The sequence below is a fragment of the Erwinia sp. B116 genome, assembly GCF_002865965.1.
In the GTDB taxonomy this organism is placed as follows: domain Bacteria; phylum Pseudomonadota; class Gammaproteobacteria; order Enterobacterales; family Enterobacteriaceae; genus Erwinia.
In genome coordinates this window covers 167,845-183,033 of record NZ_JRZZ01000006.1, presented here as the reverse complement: position 1 = coordinate 183,033, position 15,189 = coordinate 167,845, and the positions used below count along the sequence as shown (strand labels likewise).

Below are 15,189 nucleotides of genomic sequence, written 5' to 3'. Positions count from 1 at the left end.
AGGCTAAGCTGCTGGCGCTGCTGGCGCGCTACGGCTATGAGATAACGCCGCAGCTGGCGGCCTATCAGCAGCAGGCCACCATCACGGCGTTTCAGATGCACTTCCGCCCGACGGATTATCGCGGCATCGCCGATGCTGAAACCGAGGCGATTGCCGCCGCGCTGCTGGAGAAGTACGGCGGCCAGGAGTAACCCCTTATTGAGACGCTCTCCCCGCCGGCGGCACTGTTCGGGGAATTACGTTCAGAAGCGACTCCTTGCCAGGGCATTCTTTCCGCTGGCGGCATGAGTCGGGAAGCCATGTTCAAAAGCGACTCTGCCTTGAAACGCTCCCCCGGCGGCCATTGCCGGGGGCTGATTAGCGTTGCGCAGTGACGTCGACGCAGAGGCCTGTGTCATCGGTTTGTCGCAGCACACCTCTGTGCGGGTGGGCGGGCTTACCGCAGCCAGTTGGTTTTAGCCAGCTCTACCACTTCATTGCCGCGTCCGTTGATGATCGCCCGCAGCATATAGAGGCTAAAGCCCTTCGCCTGCTCCAGTTTGATCTCCGGCGGCATCGCCAGCTCCTCTTTTGCCGTCACCACGTCAATCAGCGCCGGGCCGTCGTGGGCGAACGCCTGCTGCAGCGCACCGTCAAGCTCTGAGGCCTTCTCCACGCGCACGCCGTGCACGCCGCAGGCGCGGGCAATGGCGGCGAAGTCCGGGTTGTGCAGGTCGGTGCCGTCGGTCAGGTAGCCACCGGACTTCATCTCCATCGCCACAAAGCCCAGCGAACTGTTATTAAATACCACGATCTTCACCGGCAGCTTCAGCTGCGCCAGCGAAAGGAAATCCCCCATCAGCATGCTGAAGCCGCCGTCGCCGCACAGCGCCACCACCTGGCGCTGCGGGTCGATCGCCTGCGCGCCCAGCGCCTGCGGCATCGCATTGGCCATCGAGCCGTGGCTGAACGAGCCGATCAGGCGACGCCGGCCGTTCATCTGCAGGTAACGGGCGGCCCAGACGGTCGGCGTGCCAACGTCGCAGCTGAAGATCGCATCATCGGCGGCCAGCCGGCTAATCTGCTGCGCCAGATACTGCGGGTGGATCGGCTGCTTATCGTTAGCGGTGGCGAGATCGTCAAGATCCCTGCGCGCGGTGGCGTAGTGGGCCAGCGCCTTGTCGAGGAAACCGCGATCCTGCTTTTCCGTCAGCTGCGGCAGCAGCGCGTTAAGGGTGGTTTTGATATCGCCGACCAGCGCCATATTTACGTGGCTGTGGCTGCCGAGGCTGGCGGGATTGATATCGATCTGGATGATCTGCGCTTTCTCCGGGTAGAAGGCGCGATAGGGGAACTGGCTGCCGAGCACCAGCAGCGTGTCGGCGTTCATCATCGCATGGTAGCCCGATGAGAAGCCGATCAGTCCGGTCATGCCGACGTCATACGGGTTGTCGTATTCGATGTGCTCTTTGCCGCGCAGCGCGTGCACCACCGGCGCTTTCAGCGTCTCAGCCAGCGCCACCACCTCGGCATGCGCCCCGGCGCAGCCGCTGCCGCACAGCAGGGTAATGTTTTGTGCTGCGTTGAGCGCCGTCGCCAGCGTCTCCAGCTCGGCAGGCTGCGGTTGCACCTGCGGCAGCAGCGGTGGATACCACTCCGCGCTGGCACCTTCCGGCGCGGGCTGCAGCGCCACGTCGCCGGGGATCACCACTACCGAGACGCCGCGGTTGAGGATCGCCTGGCGCATGGCGATCCCCAGCACCTGCGGCAGCTGCTCCGGGTTCGACACCAGCTCACAGTAATGGCTGCATTCACGGAACAGCTCCTGCGGATGGGTCTCCTGAAAATAGTTGCTGCCGATCTCGCTCGACGGAATGTGCGCGGCGATCGCCAGCACCGGGACGCGGTTACGGTGACAGTCAAACAGACCGTTAATCAGGTGCAGATTACCCGGTCCGCAGGAGCCGGCGCAGACCGCCAGCTCTCCGCTGATGTGCGCTTCGGCACCGGCGGCAAAGGCGGCGACCTCTTCATGGCGGGTGGGCATCCAGTCGATGGTCCCCATGCGGTTGAGGCTATCGCTGAGGCCGTTCAGCGAATCGCCGGTAACGCCCCAGATCCGTTTAACCCCGGCGTTCTCCAGCGTTTTTGCCAGCAGTGCAGCAACGGTGTGTTTCATGCTTGTCTCCTTTTCTGTCGAGCCACAAGCATAGTTGACCTGGCGCTGCGTGCCTGGCATTACGTGAGATCGGGGTCCGGCGGCGTGGTGAACCGCAGCCCTGGCGGGAAATCTGTGCTGGCAGCTTGACCGGCGTACGGCAGGCGACCATTCTCAATAAAACAGGGAGCCGCGAGGGCGCTATGATTCTGGAATTCATCGATATTGCCGGGTTTCGCGGCATCAGCCAGCTGCGGCTGCCGCTGGAAGAGGACAACCTGCTGATCGGCGAGAACGCCTGGGGGAAATCCAGCCTGCTTGACGTGCTGACGCTGATCCTCTCGCCACGCGCTGAACCTTATACGTTTAGCGCGCAGGATTTTTATCAGCCAGCCACAGGCCCTGCCTGCCGGCCGCAGCGCCTGTGGCTGGCGCTGACCTGGCGGGAAAGTGAGGCCGGTGAAGCCGCCACGCCGCGCTGGCAGGGGCTGAGCTCGCTGTGGCAGCGCGGCGAGGGCGGCCTGCAGCGCGTTCATCTGCGCATCGACGGCCAGCTGCAGGCCGACGGTGAGGTCACCACCCGCCGCCGGTTTGTTGACGCGCACGGCGAGCCGCTGTTAACCGAAGGGGAGGCCACGGCCGCCCTGGAAAGCCTGGTTCGTCTCTCGCCGGTGCTGCGCCTGCGTGACGCCCGCTTTAACGCGCGGTTGCCGCGGGAGGCGCTCGCCGGTAGCGATGAGGCACGCTTTAATGAGCTGGTCCGGCAGATGGAGAGCCTGACCCGCGATCACCCTACGCTATCGGAACAGCTGAGCGAGCAGACGTTACGCCAGGGGCTGCGCACCCTGCAACAGCTGCTGGCGCACTATTTTTCCCTCGACCAGCATAGCGTAGCCGAGCCGGCCCGCCGGCTGACGCCGGGAGAACGTGACAACGATAACGGCTGGCGCCATCTGGACCGCATCCACCACCTGATCGCCGACGCCGACAGCCGCAGCCGCCGGCAGATCCTGCTGCGGCTGTTCGGCCTGCTGACCCAGGCGCGTGGCGCGTGGCAGCTGGACGCAAACGCGCGGCCGCTGCTGCTGATTGAAGATCCGGAAACGCGGCTGCACCCGATTATGCTCTCCGTCGCCTGGGGGTTATTCTCCCAGCTGCCGCTGCAAAAAATCACCACCACCAACTCCTCCGAGCTGCTGTCACAGGTGCCGATGGGCCAGGTGTGCCGGCTGGTGCGTGAAGCAGAACGGGTGGTCGCCTGGCGGCTGGGGCCGGGAGGAATGAGTGCCGAAGAGAGCCGGCGCATCGCCTTCCATATTCGCTTCAACCGGCCTTCGGCGCTGTTCGCCCGCTGCTGGCTGCTGGTCGAAGGGGAAACCGAAGTCTGGCTGATGAACGAGCTGGCCAGGCAGTGTGGTTATCACTTCGCCACGGAAGGGATCCGCATCATCGAGTTTGCCCAGTCCGGGCTGCGGCCGCTGCTGAAGTTCGCCCAGCGCATGGGCATTGGCTGGCACGTGCTGACCGACGGCGACGATGCCGGGAAGAAGTATGCTGCCATCGCCCGCAGCCTGCTGCACCCTGGCGACGAGGAGAAAAATCATCTGACCCAGTTACCCACACTGGATATGGAGCATTTCCTGTATAAGCAGGGTTTTTCCGCGGTATATCATCGCCATGCGCATCTGCCCGATAATGTGCCGATCGCCATGCGGCGGGTGATCGCGAAAGCGATCCACCACAGTTCCAAACCGGAGCTGGCGATGGCGGTGGTGCAGGACGCCGCCGAACGCGGGCCGGACGCGGTACCGCTGCTGCTGCAAACCCTCTTTGCCCGGCTGCAGCGGCTGGCGCGGCGCGGTGTGGAGTAAGCGGTGACTTGATATCTGCCGCGCGGTACCCATATTGAAAGAGGAAGAAAATAAAAATGCCAGCATCAGCGGCTGGCATTTTATGGCAGGGTTGTACAGAATGAGTGGTAGGGTCAGGCGCTGAGCGCGACCTCTTCCACGGGAACGATCAGGCTGGCGTGATTGCCCTTCGGACCCTGATGCACATCAAACTGGACTTGTTGCCCGGCTTTAAGCGTTCGGTAGCCCTCCATCTTAATGGTTGAGTAGTGGGCGAAGATATCTTCTCCACCGCCAACCGGGCAGATGAAACCGAAACCTTTGGCATTATTAAACCATTTAACAGTACCCGTCTCCATGCTTCTACATCCCTCGCAAAACATTTCATTATTGAGTGGGGAAATCAGGTGATTAACCTGTTGGCGGGAAGATCTTCTCCGACCAGTTTCTGTACTGTAGAGAATTGCTCTCGCGGGTCAAGCAAACGGGGCTCGGGAATGGATACAAAATCGTCAAAATTTGAAGCAGTTAACGCTATTTCAAATTTTGTGATGAAGGTCGCGATTAAGGATTTTTGTACGAATTATCTGCTGCGCCACGCTGCATTCTGGCCGCGTTACTCATAGCCTGAATGGTGTTAGTCTGGCGTTAAGAAGCAACATGTTGATACTGGATTGGTATGGGAAAGACTAACGACTGGCTTAACTTTGAGCAGCTTGCCGATGACAAACTGAAAGAGGAGCTTAAGCCGCCGTCGATGTATCGGGTCATACTGCATAATGATGACTATACACCGATGGAATTTGTTATTGACGTTCTGCAGAAGTTCTTTTCTTATGATATTGAACGTGCAACGCAACTGATGCTGACGGTGCATTATCAGGGTAAGGCGATCTGCGGTGTTTATACCGCGGAGGTGGCGGAAACCAAAGTCGCCATGATTAACACTTACGCCCGTGAAAATGAGCATCCGTTGCTGTGTACGCTGGAAAAAGCCTGATAAGGCGATAATTGGGGGAGGTGCCAATGCTCAATCAAGAACTGGAACTCAGTTTAAACATGGCTTTCGCCAGAGCGCGTGAGCACCGACATGAGTTTATGACCGTCGAGCATCTGCTACTGGCACTGCTCAGTAACCCGTCGGCCAGAGAGGCACTGGAAGCCTGCACGGTAGATATCGTGGCGCTTCGTCAGGAACTTGAAGCGTTTATTGAACAAACCACCCCGGTGCTGCCGGCCAGTGAGGAAGAACGCGACACCCAGCCAACGCTCAGCTTCCAGCGCGTGCTGCAGCGGGCGGTATTCCACGTACAGTCATCAGGCCGCAGTGAAGTGGCCGGTGCGAATGTGCTGGTGGCGATTTTCAGCGAACAGGAATCTCAGGCGGCGTATCTGCTGCGCAAACATGAAGTCAGCCGACTGGATGTGGTGAACTTTATCTCTCACGGTACGCGCAAGGACGAGCCAGGCCCGTCCGCCAGCGCGGAAAATCCGGTTAACGAAGAGCAGGCAGGCGGGGAGGATCGTATGGAAAACTTCACCACCAACCTTAACCAGCTTGCCCGGGTAGGCGGAATCGATCCGCTGATCGGTCGCGATAAAGAGCTGGAGCGTACCGTTCAGGTGCTGTGCCGCCGTCGTAAAAATAACCCGCTGCTGGTGGGTGAGTCCGGGGTGGGTAAAACCGCCATCGCGGAAGGGCTGGCCTGGCGCATTGTGCAGGGCGACGTGCCGGAAGTGATGCAGGACTGCACCATCTACTCGCTGGACATCGGTTCGCTGCTGGCCGGTACCAAATATCGCGGTGACTTTGAAAAGCGCTTTAAAGCGCTGCTGAAACAGCTGGAGCAGGATACCAACAGCATCCTGTTTATCGATGAGATCCACACCATCATCGGCGCCGGTGCCGCTTCGGGTGGCCAGGTTGATGCCGCTAACCTGATTAAACCGCTGCTCTCCGGCGGTAAGATCCGCGTGATGGGTTCAACTACCTACCAGGAGTTCAGCAACATCTTCGAGAAGGATCGTGCGCTGGCGCGCCGTTTCCAGAAGATCGATATCACCGAACCGTCCGTCGATGAGACGGTGCAGATCATCAACGGGCTGAAACCGAAGTATGAAGCGCACCACGACGTGCGTTACACCGCCAAGGCGATCCGCGCGGCGGTGGAGCTGGCGGTGAAATATATCAACGATCGCCACCTGCCGGATAAGGCGATTGACGTAATCGATGAGGCCGGTGCGCGTGCGCGTTTAATGCCGGTGAGCAAGCGTAAGAAAACCGTCAACGTGGCGGATATCGAAAGCGTGGTCGCCCGGATTGCCCGTATTCCGGAGAAGAGCGTGTCGGCCACCGATCGCGATACGCTGCGCACGCTGGGCGATCGTCTAAAAATGCTGGTGTTCGGCCAGGACAACGCCATTGAGGCGCTGACCGAAGCGATCAAGATGAGCCGTGCCGGACTGGGGCAGGATCGTAAACCGGTCGGCTCCTTCCTGTTTGCCGGCCCGACCGGCGTCGGTAAAACCGAGGTCACGGTACAGCTGGCGAAGGCGCTGGGTATTGAGCTGCTGCGTTTTGATATGTCCGAGTATATGGAACGTCATACCGTCAGCCGCCTGATCGGTGCGCCTCCGGGCTATGTTGGTTTTGACCAGGGCGGCCTGTTAACCGATGCGGTGATCAAACATCCGCACGCGGTGGTGCTGCTGGATGAAATCGAAAAAGCGCACCCGGACGTCTTTAACCTGCTGCTGCAGGTGATGGATAACGGCATGCTGACCGACAACAACGGCCGTAAGGCGGACTTCCGCAACGTGGTGGTGGTGATGACCACCAACGCCGGGGTGCGGGAAACCGAGCGTAAGTCGATCGGCCTGATCCAGCAGGACAACAGCACCGATGCGATGGAGGAGATCAAAAAGATCTTCACGCCGGAGTTCCGCAACCGTCTGGATAACATCATCTGGTTCAGACACCTCGATCAGGTGGTGATCCATCAGGTGGTCGACAAGTTTATTGTCGAACTGCAGGCGCAGCTGGACGCCAAAGGCGTGTCGCTGGAAGTCAGTGATGATGCCCGCAACTGGCTGGCTGAGAAAGGCTATGACAAGGCGATGGGGGCCCGTCCAATGGCCCGTACCGTGCAGGAGAGCCTGAAAAAACCGCTGGCTAATGAACTGCTGTTTGGTTCGCTGGTAGAAGGTGGCTCGGTATCGGTCACGCTGGATAAAGAGAATAATCAGCTGGCCTATCACTTCCTCAGCGCTGCAAAGCGTAAGGCGGAAGGCACGGTGCACTGACGGCACATCCCGGGAGGCTCGCTAAGCGCGGCGGGCTGAACGGGAATCGCAGATAAAGAAAAGGCCGGGTGAGAACCCGGCCTTTTTTATCGCTGCTGCAGGCGTGCGTAACGTAGCAGCAGAACTGAATGGGGCAATTTAGCGACTACGGAAGACAATGCGGCCTTTGCTCAGGTCGTACGGGGTCAGCTCTACAGTGACTTTGTCGCCCGTCAGGATGCGGATATAGTTTTTGCGCATTTTACCGGAGATATGAGCGGTAACCACGTGACCGTTTTCAAGTTCAACGCGGAACATGGTGTTAGGTAACGTATCAAGTACGGTACCCTGCATTTCAATATTGTCTTCTTTGGCCATCGAATCCTCTAGGTGGACTACCTTAGTTTTGAACCGGCAAGATAATGCCGAATTTCACGTATTAAGTAAAGAATTGCAGGCGAATAGATCGCCCACATCAACCCCTCTGAAAGACACGAGTGCAGACGGGTCACGAAGTAATCTGGAGTTAATGGCGTCAGCGCGGGGGTAAAACGGGCTAAGAATCTGTTTAAATCTGCTTCATTTCGCACGATTAAAACAGTTCTGACAAGTGCGTTGCGATTCCCAGCCTGGTATTCTGCGTTACCCTGTTGTTCAGGGGGCAGGCGGACGACATACCAAACGCGCGTATTATATCACTGTTCTGGCCCGGTTGGGCGAAAACATCTCGAAATAGCATTAAAAAAGCCGTTGTGGCCGCCAGCAACCCGTTGTAAGCAGGCTGTCTGCCAGCGTATTGACCTGTTGCAGATAGCTCGCGCGGGAAATTTCCACCGCGCCCAGCGACTGGGTATGTGCGTTCAGCACCTGGCAGTCGATCAGCCTGCCGTTCTGCTGTGCAAACCAGCGGCTGAACACCAGCAGCGCGGTCTTGGAGGCATTCTCCCGCAGGCTGAACATCGATTCACCGCAAAAGATCTGCCCGAGCGCCAGCCCGTACAGGCCACCGACCAGCTCGCCCTCCTGCCACACCTCTACCGAATGGGCGTGCCCCAGCTCATGCAGCCGGTACCACGCCTGCTGCACTTCCCAGGTGATCCACGTGCCCTCCTGACGGTCGTGAGCACAGCCGGCGATCACCTCGCTGAAGCGCTGATTCAGCGTCACCTGGTAAGGGGATCGCTGGTGAAAGCGCTTCATGCTGCGGCTGAGGTGGAACTGCTCCGGCAGCAGCACCGCCCGCGGGTCGGGGCACCACCACAGGATCGGGTCTCCGATTGAGAACCAGGGGAAGATACCCAGGCGATAGGCCGCCAGCAGACGGGCAGGGCTGAGATCGCCGCCCATCGCCAGCAGGCCATTCGGGTCCCGCAGCGCCGACTCCGGCGGCGGGAAGTTGAGTGATTCACGGGACAGTTGCATCAGGCGCATCGACATCATCTCAGGTGTGCCACAGGCTAATGACTATAGCGCAAAGCGCTGCAGAAAAGTCCAGTACCGCCCCTGTTTCGCCACTAACTGCGCGTGATTACCCTGTTCGACCAGCGAACCGTTGTCCATCACGCAGATGCGGTCGAACGCCTCCAGGCCGCGCAGGCGGTGGGTAACCATGATTAGCGTCTTATCACGTGCCACTTCGCGCAGCAGGCTGAGGATCTGCCGTTCCGTTTCAGCATCCAGCCCTTCGGTCGGCTCATCCAGCAGCAGCAGATCGCCGCCGTGCAGCAGGGCACGCGCCAGCCCAAGACGGCGCAGCTCGCCGCCGGACAGCGCGCGGCCGCCTTCGCCCAGCCAGGCGTTCAGCCCCTGATCGTTGTCCAGCAGCTTCTCCAGCCCGACCGCCTGCAGCGCCGCGCTCAGCCGCGCGTCGTCGCTTTCCGGCGCGGCCAACAGCAGGTTATCGCGCAGGGTGCTGCTGAACAGATGTACGCGCTGGGTCACCACGCTGATGCGGGCGCGCAGCGCGGCTTCCGGCCAGGCGGTCAGCGGCTGGCCGTTCAGCGTGACTTCACCCTGCTGTGGATCCCAGGCGCGGGTTAACAGCTGCAGCAGCGTTGACTTACCGCAGCCGGTACGGCCGAGCAGCGCGATATGCTCGCCGTGAGCGATCTGCAGCGTCACCGCGTTCAGCGCCGGTGCGTCGCCATCGGCATAGCGGAAGCTGACCGCATCGAGCGTTACGGCGGCGCCCGGGGTCAGCGGCAGCGTGGCGTCGCTAAAGGTGACCGCCGGGCGCTGATTGACGATCTGTGCGACGCGCCCGGCGGAGGCGATGACGTGGCCCATATGCAGGAAGGCGGTGCCGACCGGTGCCAGCGCCTCAAAGGCGGCCAGCGAGCAGAAGACAAACAGCGCCACCAGCGCGCCGGGCTGCAGGTCACCGCCGATGCCGGCGGCGCTGAGCCACAACAGCAGAGTGACGGCAACGCCGCCCATCAGCATCACCAGCGCCTGCGACAGCCCGGTCAGGCTGGCCTGGCGCTGCTGTGTGTTCAGCCACTGGCGCTCCGTGTCGTCGAGTTCAGCACGGTACGTTGCCGCCGCGCCGTACAGGGTCAGTTCGGCCTGGCCCTGCAACCAGCGGGTCAGCCCGCTGCGGTAGTTGCCGCGCAGGCGGGTCAGATCCTGGCCGACCGGCAGCCCGGCGCGATAAAACAGCGGCGGCAGCACCAGCAGGGTAAACAGCATCAGCCCGGCCAGGGTCAGCGCCAGGTTGACATCCAGCCAGCTTAAACCAACGGTGACCACCAGGATCACCAGCAGCGCCCCGACCAGCGGGGCAATCACCCGCAGGTAGAGGTGATCGAGGGTGTCGACGTCCCCCACCAGGCGATTAAGCAGCTCACCCTGACGGAAACGGGCAATGCCGGCGGGGGAGAGCGGCAGCAGCTTACTGAAGGTGTAAACGCGCAGGTGCGCCAGCACGCGGAAGGTGCCATCGTGGCTGACCAGGCGCTCCAGATAGCGGGCCACGGTACGGCTGATGGCCGCACCCCGCACCCCGGCCGCCGGCAGCATGTAGTTAAAGCTGTAGATACCGGCCACGCCGACCAGCGAGGTGGCGGCGAGGAACCAGCCGGACAGCGTCAGCAGGCCGATGCTGGCCAGCAGGGTGATCGCCGCCAGCAAAATGCCGCACAGCAGCCGCCAGAGATGGCGACGATAAAGCGTTAAAAACGGCAGCAGGGTTTTCATTCCAGCGATCCTCCACGTTGCGCCAGCAGCTCAGCAAACGGCCCCGGGCGATCGGCCAGCGTCTGCCGGTCGCCCTGCTGTACGATTTGCCCATCACGCATCAGCCAGATCTGATCCCACTCCTCCAGGCGGTTAAGCTGGTGGGTGATCAGCAGCGTGCTCTGCGCACGTGAGGCCTGCAGCAGCGCGCGGTTAACGTGCCGTTCGCTCTGCGCATCGAGGCTGGCGTCAGGTTCATCCAGCAGTAACAGCTGGCAGGGCTTCATCAGCGCGCGGGCGACGGCGACGCGTTGTGCCTGGCCCACCGACAGCCGCGTTGCCCCGTCGCCGGTTTCACTCTCCAGCCCGTTGGGCAGCCGCGGCAGGAACTCATCCACGCCCGACAGTGCCAGTACGCTGGCGAGGCGGGCGTCATCCCCGCCGTTGGGCAGAATATTTTCCCGCACGGTAGTGGCCGGCAGGTGCGGGTTCTGCCCGACCCACGCCAGCTGCCGCTGCCAGTGCTCAGGGGCGATATCGCGCAGCTCAGCGCCGTTAACCTGCAGCGAACCCTGATACGGCAGATAGCCCAGCAGCACGTTCATCAGTGAGGTTTTCCCCGCGCCGCTCTGCCCGACCAGCGCCACGCGCTGGCCGCGGTTAAGGGTAAAGTTCAGCGGACCGGCCAGCACGCTGCCGGCGGCGGTGATGATGGTCAGGTCCTTCGCGACCAGCGTGAAGCCGTCGCTGAGGTCCGGCGTCTGCTCACCGCGGGCGATGGCGGCATCTTCACTCTCTGCGAGGAAGGTTTCCAGCGCATCCGCCGCGCCGATGGCCTGGGCCTTCGCGTGGTAGAAGGTGCCGAGATCGCGTAGCGGCTGATAAAATTCCGGCGCGAGGATCAGCACCAGAAAACCGGCAAACATCGTCACCGGGCCGCTGTAGTGGCCAAAATCAAACACGCCAAGGTAGGAGAAGCCGAAGTAGACGGCGATCAGCGCAATCGAAATTGAGGCAAAAAACTCCAGCACGGCAGAGGAGAGGAAGGCCATACGCAGCACTTCCATGGTGCGCTGACGGAACTGCTCCGAGGCGTCCTGAATGGTTGCCGTCTCCGCTCTTGCACGGTTAAACAGGCGCAGCGTTTCCAGGCCGCGCAGGCGGTCAAGGAACTGGCCGCTGAGGCGCGACAGCGCAAGGAAGTTGCGGCGGTTAGCATCGGCCGCCCCCATGCCGACCATCGCCATAAACAGCGGGATCAGCGGCGCGGTGGCCAGCAGGATCAGCGACGCCGCCCAGTTGACCGGGAACAGCACCAGCAGCACCAGCAGCGGGATAATCCCCGCCAGCATCATCTGCGGCAGATAGCGGGCGTAGTAATCCTGCATCTCTTCAATCTGCTCCAGCAGCAGGGTCGCCCAGCTGCCGGCCGGTTTACCCTGGATCCACGCCGGGCCGAGCGCGGCCAGGCGATCGAGCACCCGGGCGCGCTGCGCCTGGCGGATCGCCTGGCCGGCTCTGAAGCCGGCGCGTTCACGCAGCCAGGCCAGCAGCGCGCGTCCGGCAAAACAGGCCAGCAGCAGCAGGAACGTGTGCAGCAGGCTTTCGCGCGGCAGGTGGTCACTCAGCAGTGACTGCAGCAGAGAGGCGAGGAACCAGGCCTGTGCGATCAGCAGCAGGGCGTTCAGCGTGCCCAGCATCAGCGAGATGCGCAGCCAGCGCTGACCGTACGCGCGTTGGCTTTTTAGCCAGCGGGTGAGCAGTTGTTGTCGTGATTTATTCATGATTTGCCGTGATGCCCTGACGTAAACGGTAGTGAGGCAAAAGCCACAGGAAGATCGGTGTCAAGCGCGGCAATGGTACAATGGGGAGGGTAAAAAGGCGACAATTGCTCGTCGCCTCAGGCAAGATTAGCTCAGAATTTTAACAACTTAACGATCTTTTTTAACCAGTCCGTCAAGATAGCGTTCAGCATCGAGGGCGGCCATACAGCCGGTACCCGCCGAGGTGATCGCCTGGCGGTAGATGTGGTCCATCACGTCGCCGGCGGCAAACACGCCGGGGATGCTGGTCTGGGTGGCGTTGCCGTGAATACCAGACTGCACTTTGATGTAGCCGTTTTCCAGCTCCAGCTGACCGTTGAAGATGGCGGTATTCGGGCTGTGGCCGATCGCCACAAACAGGCCGGCGACCTCCAGCTCTTCGATCTGCTGCTCGTCATTAACCGCGCGCAGGCGCAGACGGTTGACGCCCATCTGATCGCCCAGCACCTCATCCAGCGTGCGGTCGGTGTGCAGCACGATATTGCCGTTTTTTACTTTTTCCATCAGCCGGTCGATCAGGATCTTCTCAGCGCGGAAGCTGTCACGGCGGTGGATCAGATGCACTTCAGCCGCGATATTGGCCAGGTACAGTGCCTCTTCCACCGCGGTGTTGCCGCCGCCGATTACCGCGACTTTCTGGTTGCGATAGAAGAAACCGTCACAGGTGGCGCAGGCAGAAACGCCGCGACCTTTGAAGGCGTCTTCAGACGGCAGGCCGAGGTAGCGGGCCGACGCGCCGGTGGCGATGATCAGCGCATCCGCGGTGTACTCACCGCTGTCGCCGGTCAGGCGGAACGGACGGTTCTGCAGGTCGACGCTGTGGATATGGTCGAAGATGATTTCGGTATTAAATTTTACCGCGTGCTCGTGCATGCGCTCCATCAGCAACGGGCCGGTCAGCTCGTTGGCGTCGCCTGGCCAGTTTTCCACGTCGGTGGTGGTGGTCAGCTGACCGCCTTTTTCCAGGCCGGTAATCAGCACCGGGTTCAGGTTCGCGCGGGCGGCGTACACGGCGGCGGTGTAGCCAGCCGGGCCAGAGCCCAGAATCAGTAATTTACTGTGTTTAGCCGTACTCATGAGACCCTCATTATTTAACTGGCAAACAGACAAACGGATTGTAGGGAATTTAACACGGCAAAAAAAGTGTTGTGCCACGTTGTTAATGATTAATGAAAAAGGTTTTACCAATCAACGTCCCGGCGTTAAGGCATGAGCGCTGAAAAAACCGCCGACGCCGGGCCGGGCCGGGTGCTTAAATGGCTAAATTATCATTGCAAAACAGGATCGCACGAGGTGGTTTGGCATGTTGTACTGGTTTTGGTTGTTTTACTTTGACAATCGGCTGCGCTTTTGCGAAAACATTATGCGAAGCAGAGAGTATTCACAATGACGTAACGGGGAATCGTTCCCTTTTTTACGCTCGGCGACGAATTTACTCAGCCTGGCATTTGGAATGACGCATGGTGTGGACAGACAGCATGCGTCATGCGGATGGACGCGGTTCACGCAACAGGCTCGATGTCTTCACTTAGAACGACCCGGGACGTACGCGTTCCAGGGTAGGCGGGTAAAGGGAAGGAATTAAGAGAGACAATAATAATGGTAGATAACAAAAAACGACCGGGTAAAGACCTCGACAGAATCGACCGTAACATCCTTAACGAACTGCAAAAAGACGGGCGCATTTCCAACGTCGAACTTTCCAAACGCGTGGGGCTGTCGCCGACTCCCTGCCTGGAACGCGTGCGCCGCCTTGAGCGTCAGGGCTTCATTCTGGGCTACACCGCGCAGCTGAACCCGCATTATCTTGATGCCTCGCTGTTGGTATTCGTTGAGATTACTCTGAATCGTGGCGCGCCTGACGTGTTTGAGCAATTTAACGCCGCTGTGCAAAAACTTGAGGAAACTCAAGAGTGTCACCTGGTTTCCGGTGATTTTGACTACCTGCTGAAAACCCGCGTGCCGGACATGTCCGCCTACCGTAAATTGCTCGGTGAAACCTTGCTGCGTCTGCCGGGAGTGAACGACACCCGCACCTACGTGGTCATGGAAGAAGTGAAACAAAGTAATCGCTTAGTGATTAAAACTCGCTAACACAGGGCAGGTGCAAAACCTGGTAGTTTTCGGTACACTCCTGTGAATTCATACAGGTTCAGCGTCGGGCTCGCCCGACGCTGTTGCCTTCATAGTTTACGGGCACCTGGAGAGAACTCTTGAGCCAGGAATACACAGAAGATAAAGAAGTTTCCCTGCAACCGCTGAGCAGTGGGCGTCGCCTGCTGGAAGCCTTGCTGATGATTGTTGCGCTGTTCGCCGTCTATCTGATGGTGGCGCTGGTGAGCTTTAACCCGTCCGACCCGAGCTGGTCGCAAACGGCCTGGCACGAACCGATCCACAATTTAGGTGGCGGCGTCGGCGCCTGGCTTGCTGACACCCTGTTTTTCATTTTCGGCATTATGGCTTACGGCATCCCGCCGGTGATCCTCGGCCTGTGCTGGCAAACCTTCCGTCAACGTCATTCGCAGGAGTACATCGACTACTTTGCCGTTGCGCTGCGCCTGATTGGCGTACTGGCGCTGGTGGTGACCGCCTGCGGCCTGGCGGCGCTCAATGCCGATGATATCTGGTACTTCGCCTCCGGCGGCGTGATCGGCAGCCTGCTGAGTAACGCTATGGCACCGTGGTTCAGCGGCCCCGGCGGCACCCTGACGCTGCTGTGCGTCTGGGCGGCCGGGCTGACGCTGTATACCGGCTGGTCGTGGTTAACCATCGCTGAGAAAATTGGCGGCGTGGTTATGGGCGTGCTGACCTTTGCCAGCAACCGTTCACGCAGTGATGAACAGTGGCGTGAAGAGGACGATGAAGAAGAGTATGACGACGCGGAACGCGCGCCTGAAACGCTGCGTGCGCGCGATGATGCCGA

General features: G+C 60.3%; 12 protein-coding genes and 1 pseudogene. 6 read left to right on the top strand and 7 right to left on the bottom strand.

The window, feature by feature from the left end; genetic code table 11:
* Positions 1 to 191 (top strand): annotated as a pseudogene (locus tag NV64_RS07180) (N-acetylmuramoyl-L-alanine amidase); the annotation flags it as partial.
* A gap of 245 nt (positions 192 to 436) precedes the next feature.
* Here NV64_RS07180 and poxB read toward each other — a convergent pair.
* The gene (gene poxB, locus NV64_RS07175; RefSeq protein ID WP_056236925.1) at positions 437 to 2,158 is read right to left on the bottom strand and encodes a ubiquinone-dependent pyruvate dehydrogenase; all 1,722 of its coding nucleotides are present in this window, start codon (positions 2,156 to 2,158) and stop codon (positions 437 to 439) included.
* Positions 2,159 to 2,340: 182 nt separating this feature from the next.
* Between poxB and NV64_RS07170 the strand changes: the two genes are divergently transcribed.
* A complete protein-coding gene (locus tag NV64_RS07170; protein WP_101505610.1) occupies positions 2,341 to 4,008 on the top strand; it encodes an ATP-dependent endonuclease in 1,668 nt (555 codons plus the stop codon).
* 113 nt (positions 4,009 to 4,121) lie between these two features.
* Here the strand turns inward: NV64_RS07170 and cspD are convergent, their stop codons facing one another.
* Positions 4,122 to 4,346 carry a cold shock-like protein CspD gene (gene cspD / locus NV64_RS07165; RefSeq protein WP_056236922.1) on the bottom strand — a complete coding sequence of 75 codons (225 nt, stop codon included), beginning with the start codon at positions 4,344 to 4,346 and terminating at the stop codon, positions 4,122 to 4,124.
* A 320-nt stretch (positions 4,347 to 4,666) separates the two neighbouring features.
* On the opposite strand from cspD, the gene clpS reads away from it, so the two are divergent.
* Both clpS and clpA read left to right on the top strand, forming a co-directional pair.
* Positions 4,667 to 4,987: an ATP-dependent Clp protease adapter ClpS gene (gene clpS / locus NV64_RS07160; protein WP_056236920.1), complete on the top strand. Its 321-nt coding sequence runs from the start codon at positions 4,667 to 4,669 to the stop codon at positions 4,985 to 4,987.
* 26 nt (positions 4,988 to 5,013) lie between these two features.
* Positions 5,014 to 7,290 carry an ATP-dependent Clp protease ATP-binding subunit ClpA gene (clpA, locus tag NV64_RS07155; protein WP_056236918.1) on the top strand — a complete coding sequence of 759 codons (2,277 nt, stop codon included), beginning with the start codon at positions 5,014 to 5,016 and terminating at the stop codon, positions 7,288 to 7,290.
* 138 nt (positions 7,291 to 7,428) lie between these two features.
* Here clpA and infA read toward each other — a convergent pair whose 3' ends face one another.
* The 5 genes from infA to trxB all read right to left on the bottom strand — a co-directional run bounded on the left by infA (position 7,429) and on the right by trxB (position 13,343).
* Positions 7,429 to 7,647 carry a translation initiation factor IF-1 gene (gene infA / locus NV64_RS07150; protein WP_002211347.1) on the bottom strand — a complete coding sequence of 73 codons (219 nt, stop codon included), beginning with the start codon at positions 7,645 to 7,647 and terminating at the stop codon, positions 7,429 to 7,431.
* A 360-nt stretch (positions 7,648 to 8,007) separates the two neighbouring features.
* Positions 8,008 to 8,700: a leucyl/phenylalanyl-tRNA--protein transferase gene (gene aat, locus NV64_RS07145; RefSeq protein ID WP_056236916.1), complete on the bottom strand. Its 693-nt coding sequence runs from the start codon at positions 8,698 to 8,700 to the stop codon at positions 8,008 to 8,010.
* Between the two features lie 33 nt (positions 8,701 to 8,733).
* Positions 8,734 to 10,464, bottom strand: coding sequence for a cysteine/glutathione ABC transporter ATP-binding protein/permease CydC (cydC, locus tag NV64_RS07140; RefSeq protein WP_056236914.1), 1,731 nt, complete (start codon positions 10,462 to 10,464; stop codon positions 8,734 to 8,736).
* Positions 10,461 to 12,227, bottom strand: a complete 1,767-nt coding sequence (gene cydD, locus NV64_RS07135; RefSeq protein WP_101505609.1) for a cysteine/glutathione ABC transporter permease/ATP-binding protein CydD — start codon at positions 12,225 to 12,227, stop codon at positions 10,461 to 10,463. The genes cydC and cydD overlap by 4 nt, the downstream gene beginning before the upstream one ends.
* Before the next feature lie 147 nt (positions 12,228 to 12,374).
* Entirely contained in the window at positions 12,375 to 13,343 is a 969-nt protein-coding gene (gene trxB, locus NV64_RS07130) for a thioredoxin-disulfide reductase (RefSeq protein WP_056236911.1), read from the bottom strand.
* 522 nt (positions 13,344 to 13,865) lie between these two features.
* Between trxB and lrp the strand changes: the two genes are divergently transcribed.
* Together lrp and NV64_RS07120 are read left to right on the top strand one after the other, a co-directional pair.
* Entirely contained in the window at positions 13,866 to 14,360 is a 495-nt protein-coding gene (gene lrp / locus NV64_RS07125) for a leucine-responsive transcriptional regulator Lrp (protein WP_006118610.1), read from the top strand.
* A gap of 119 nt (positions 14,361 to 14,479) precedes the next feature.
* Positions 14,480 to 15,189, top strand: a 710-nt coding sequence (locus NV64_RS07120) for a DNA translocase FtsK 4TM domain-containing protein (protein ID WP_199177635.1), incomplete at its 3' end; no start/stop codon positions are given.

What these genes read in the sequence shown, in the direction of transcription:
- poxB (WP_056236925.1), bottom strand. Translation starts at nt 2,158, where the DNA reads ATGAAACACACCGTTGCTGCACTGCTGGCAAAAACGCTGGAGAACGCC.
- NV64_RS07170 (WP_101505610.1), top strand. Translation starts at nt 2,341, where the DNA reads ATGATTCTGGAATTCATCGATATTGCCGGGTTTCGCGGCATCAGCCAG.
- cspD (WP_056236922.1), bottom strand. Translation starts at nt 4,346, where the DNA reads ATGGAGACGGGTACTGTTAAATGGTTTAATAATGCCAAAGGTTTCGGT.
- clpS (WP_056236920.1), top strand. Translation starts at nt 4,667, where the DNA reads ATGGGAAAGACTAACGACTGGCTTAACTTTGAGCAGCTTGCCGATGAC.
- clpA (WP_056236918.1), top strand. Translation starts at nt 5,014, where the DNA reads ATGCTCAATCAAGAACTGGAACTCAGTTTAAACATGGCTTTCGCCAGA.
- infA (WP_002211347.1), bottom strand. Translation starts at nt 7,647, where the DNA reads ATGGCCAAAGAAGACAATATTGAAATGCAGGGTACCGTACTTGATACG.
- aat (WP_056236916.1), bottom strand. Translation starts at nt 8,700, where the DNA reads ATGCGCCTGATGCAACTGTCCCGTGAATCACTCAACTTCCCGCCGCCG.
- cydC (WP_056236914.1), bottom strand. Translation starts at nt 10,464, where the DNA reads ATGAAAACCCTGCTGCCGTTTTTAACGCTTTATCGTCGCCATCTCTGG.
- cydD (WP_101505609.1), bottom strand. Translation starts at nt 12,227, where the DNA reads ATGAATAAATCACGACAACAACTGCTCACCCGCTGGCTAAAAAGCCAA.
- trxB (WP_056236911.1), bottom strand. Translation starts at nt 13,343, where the DNA reads ATGAGTACGGCTAAACACAGTAAATTACTGATTCTGGGCTCTGGCCCG.
- lrp (WP_006118610.1), top strand. Translation starts at nt 13,866, where the DNA reads ATGGTAGATAACAAAAAACGACCGGGTAAAGACCTCGACAGAATCGAC.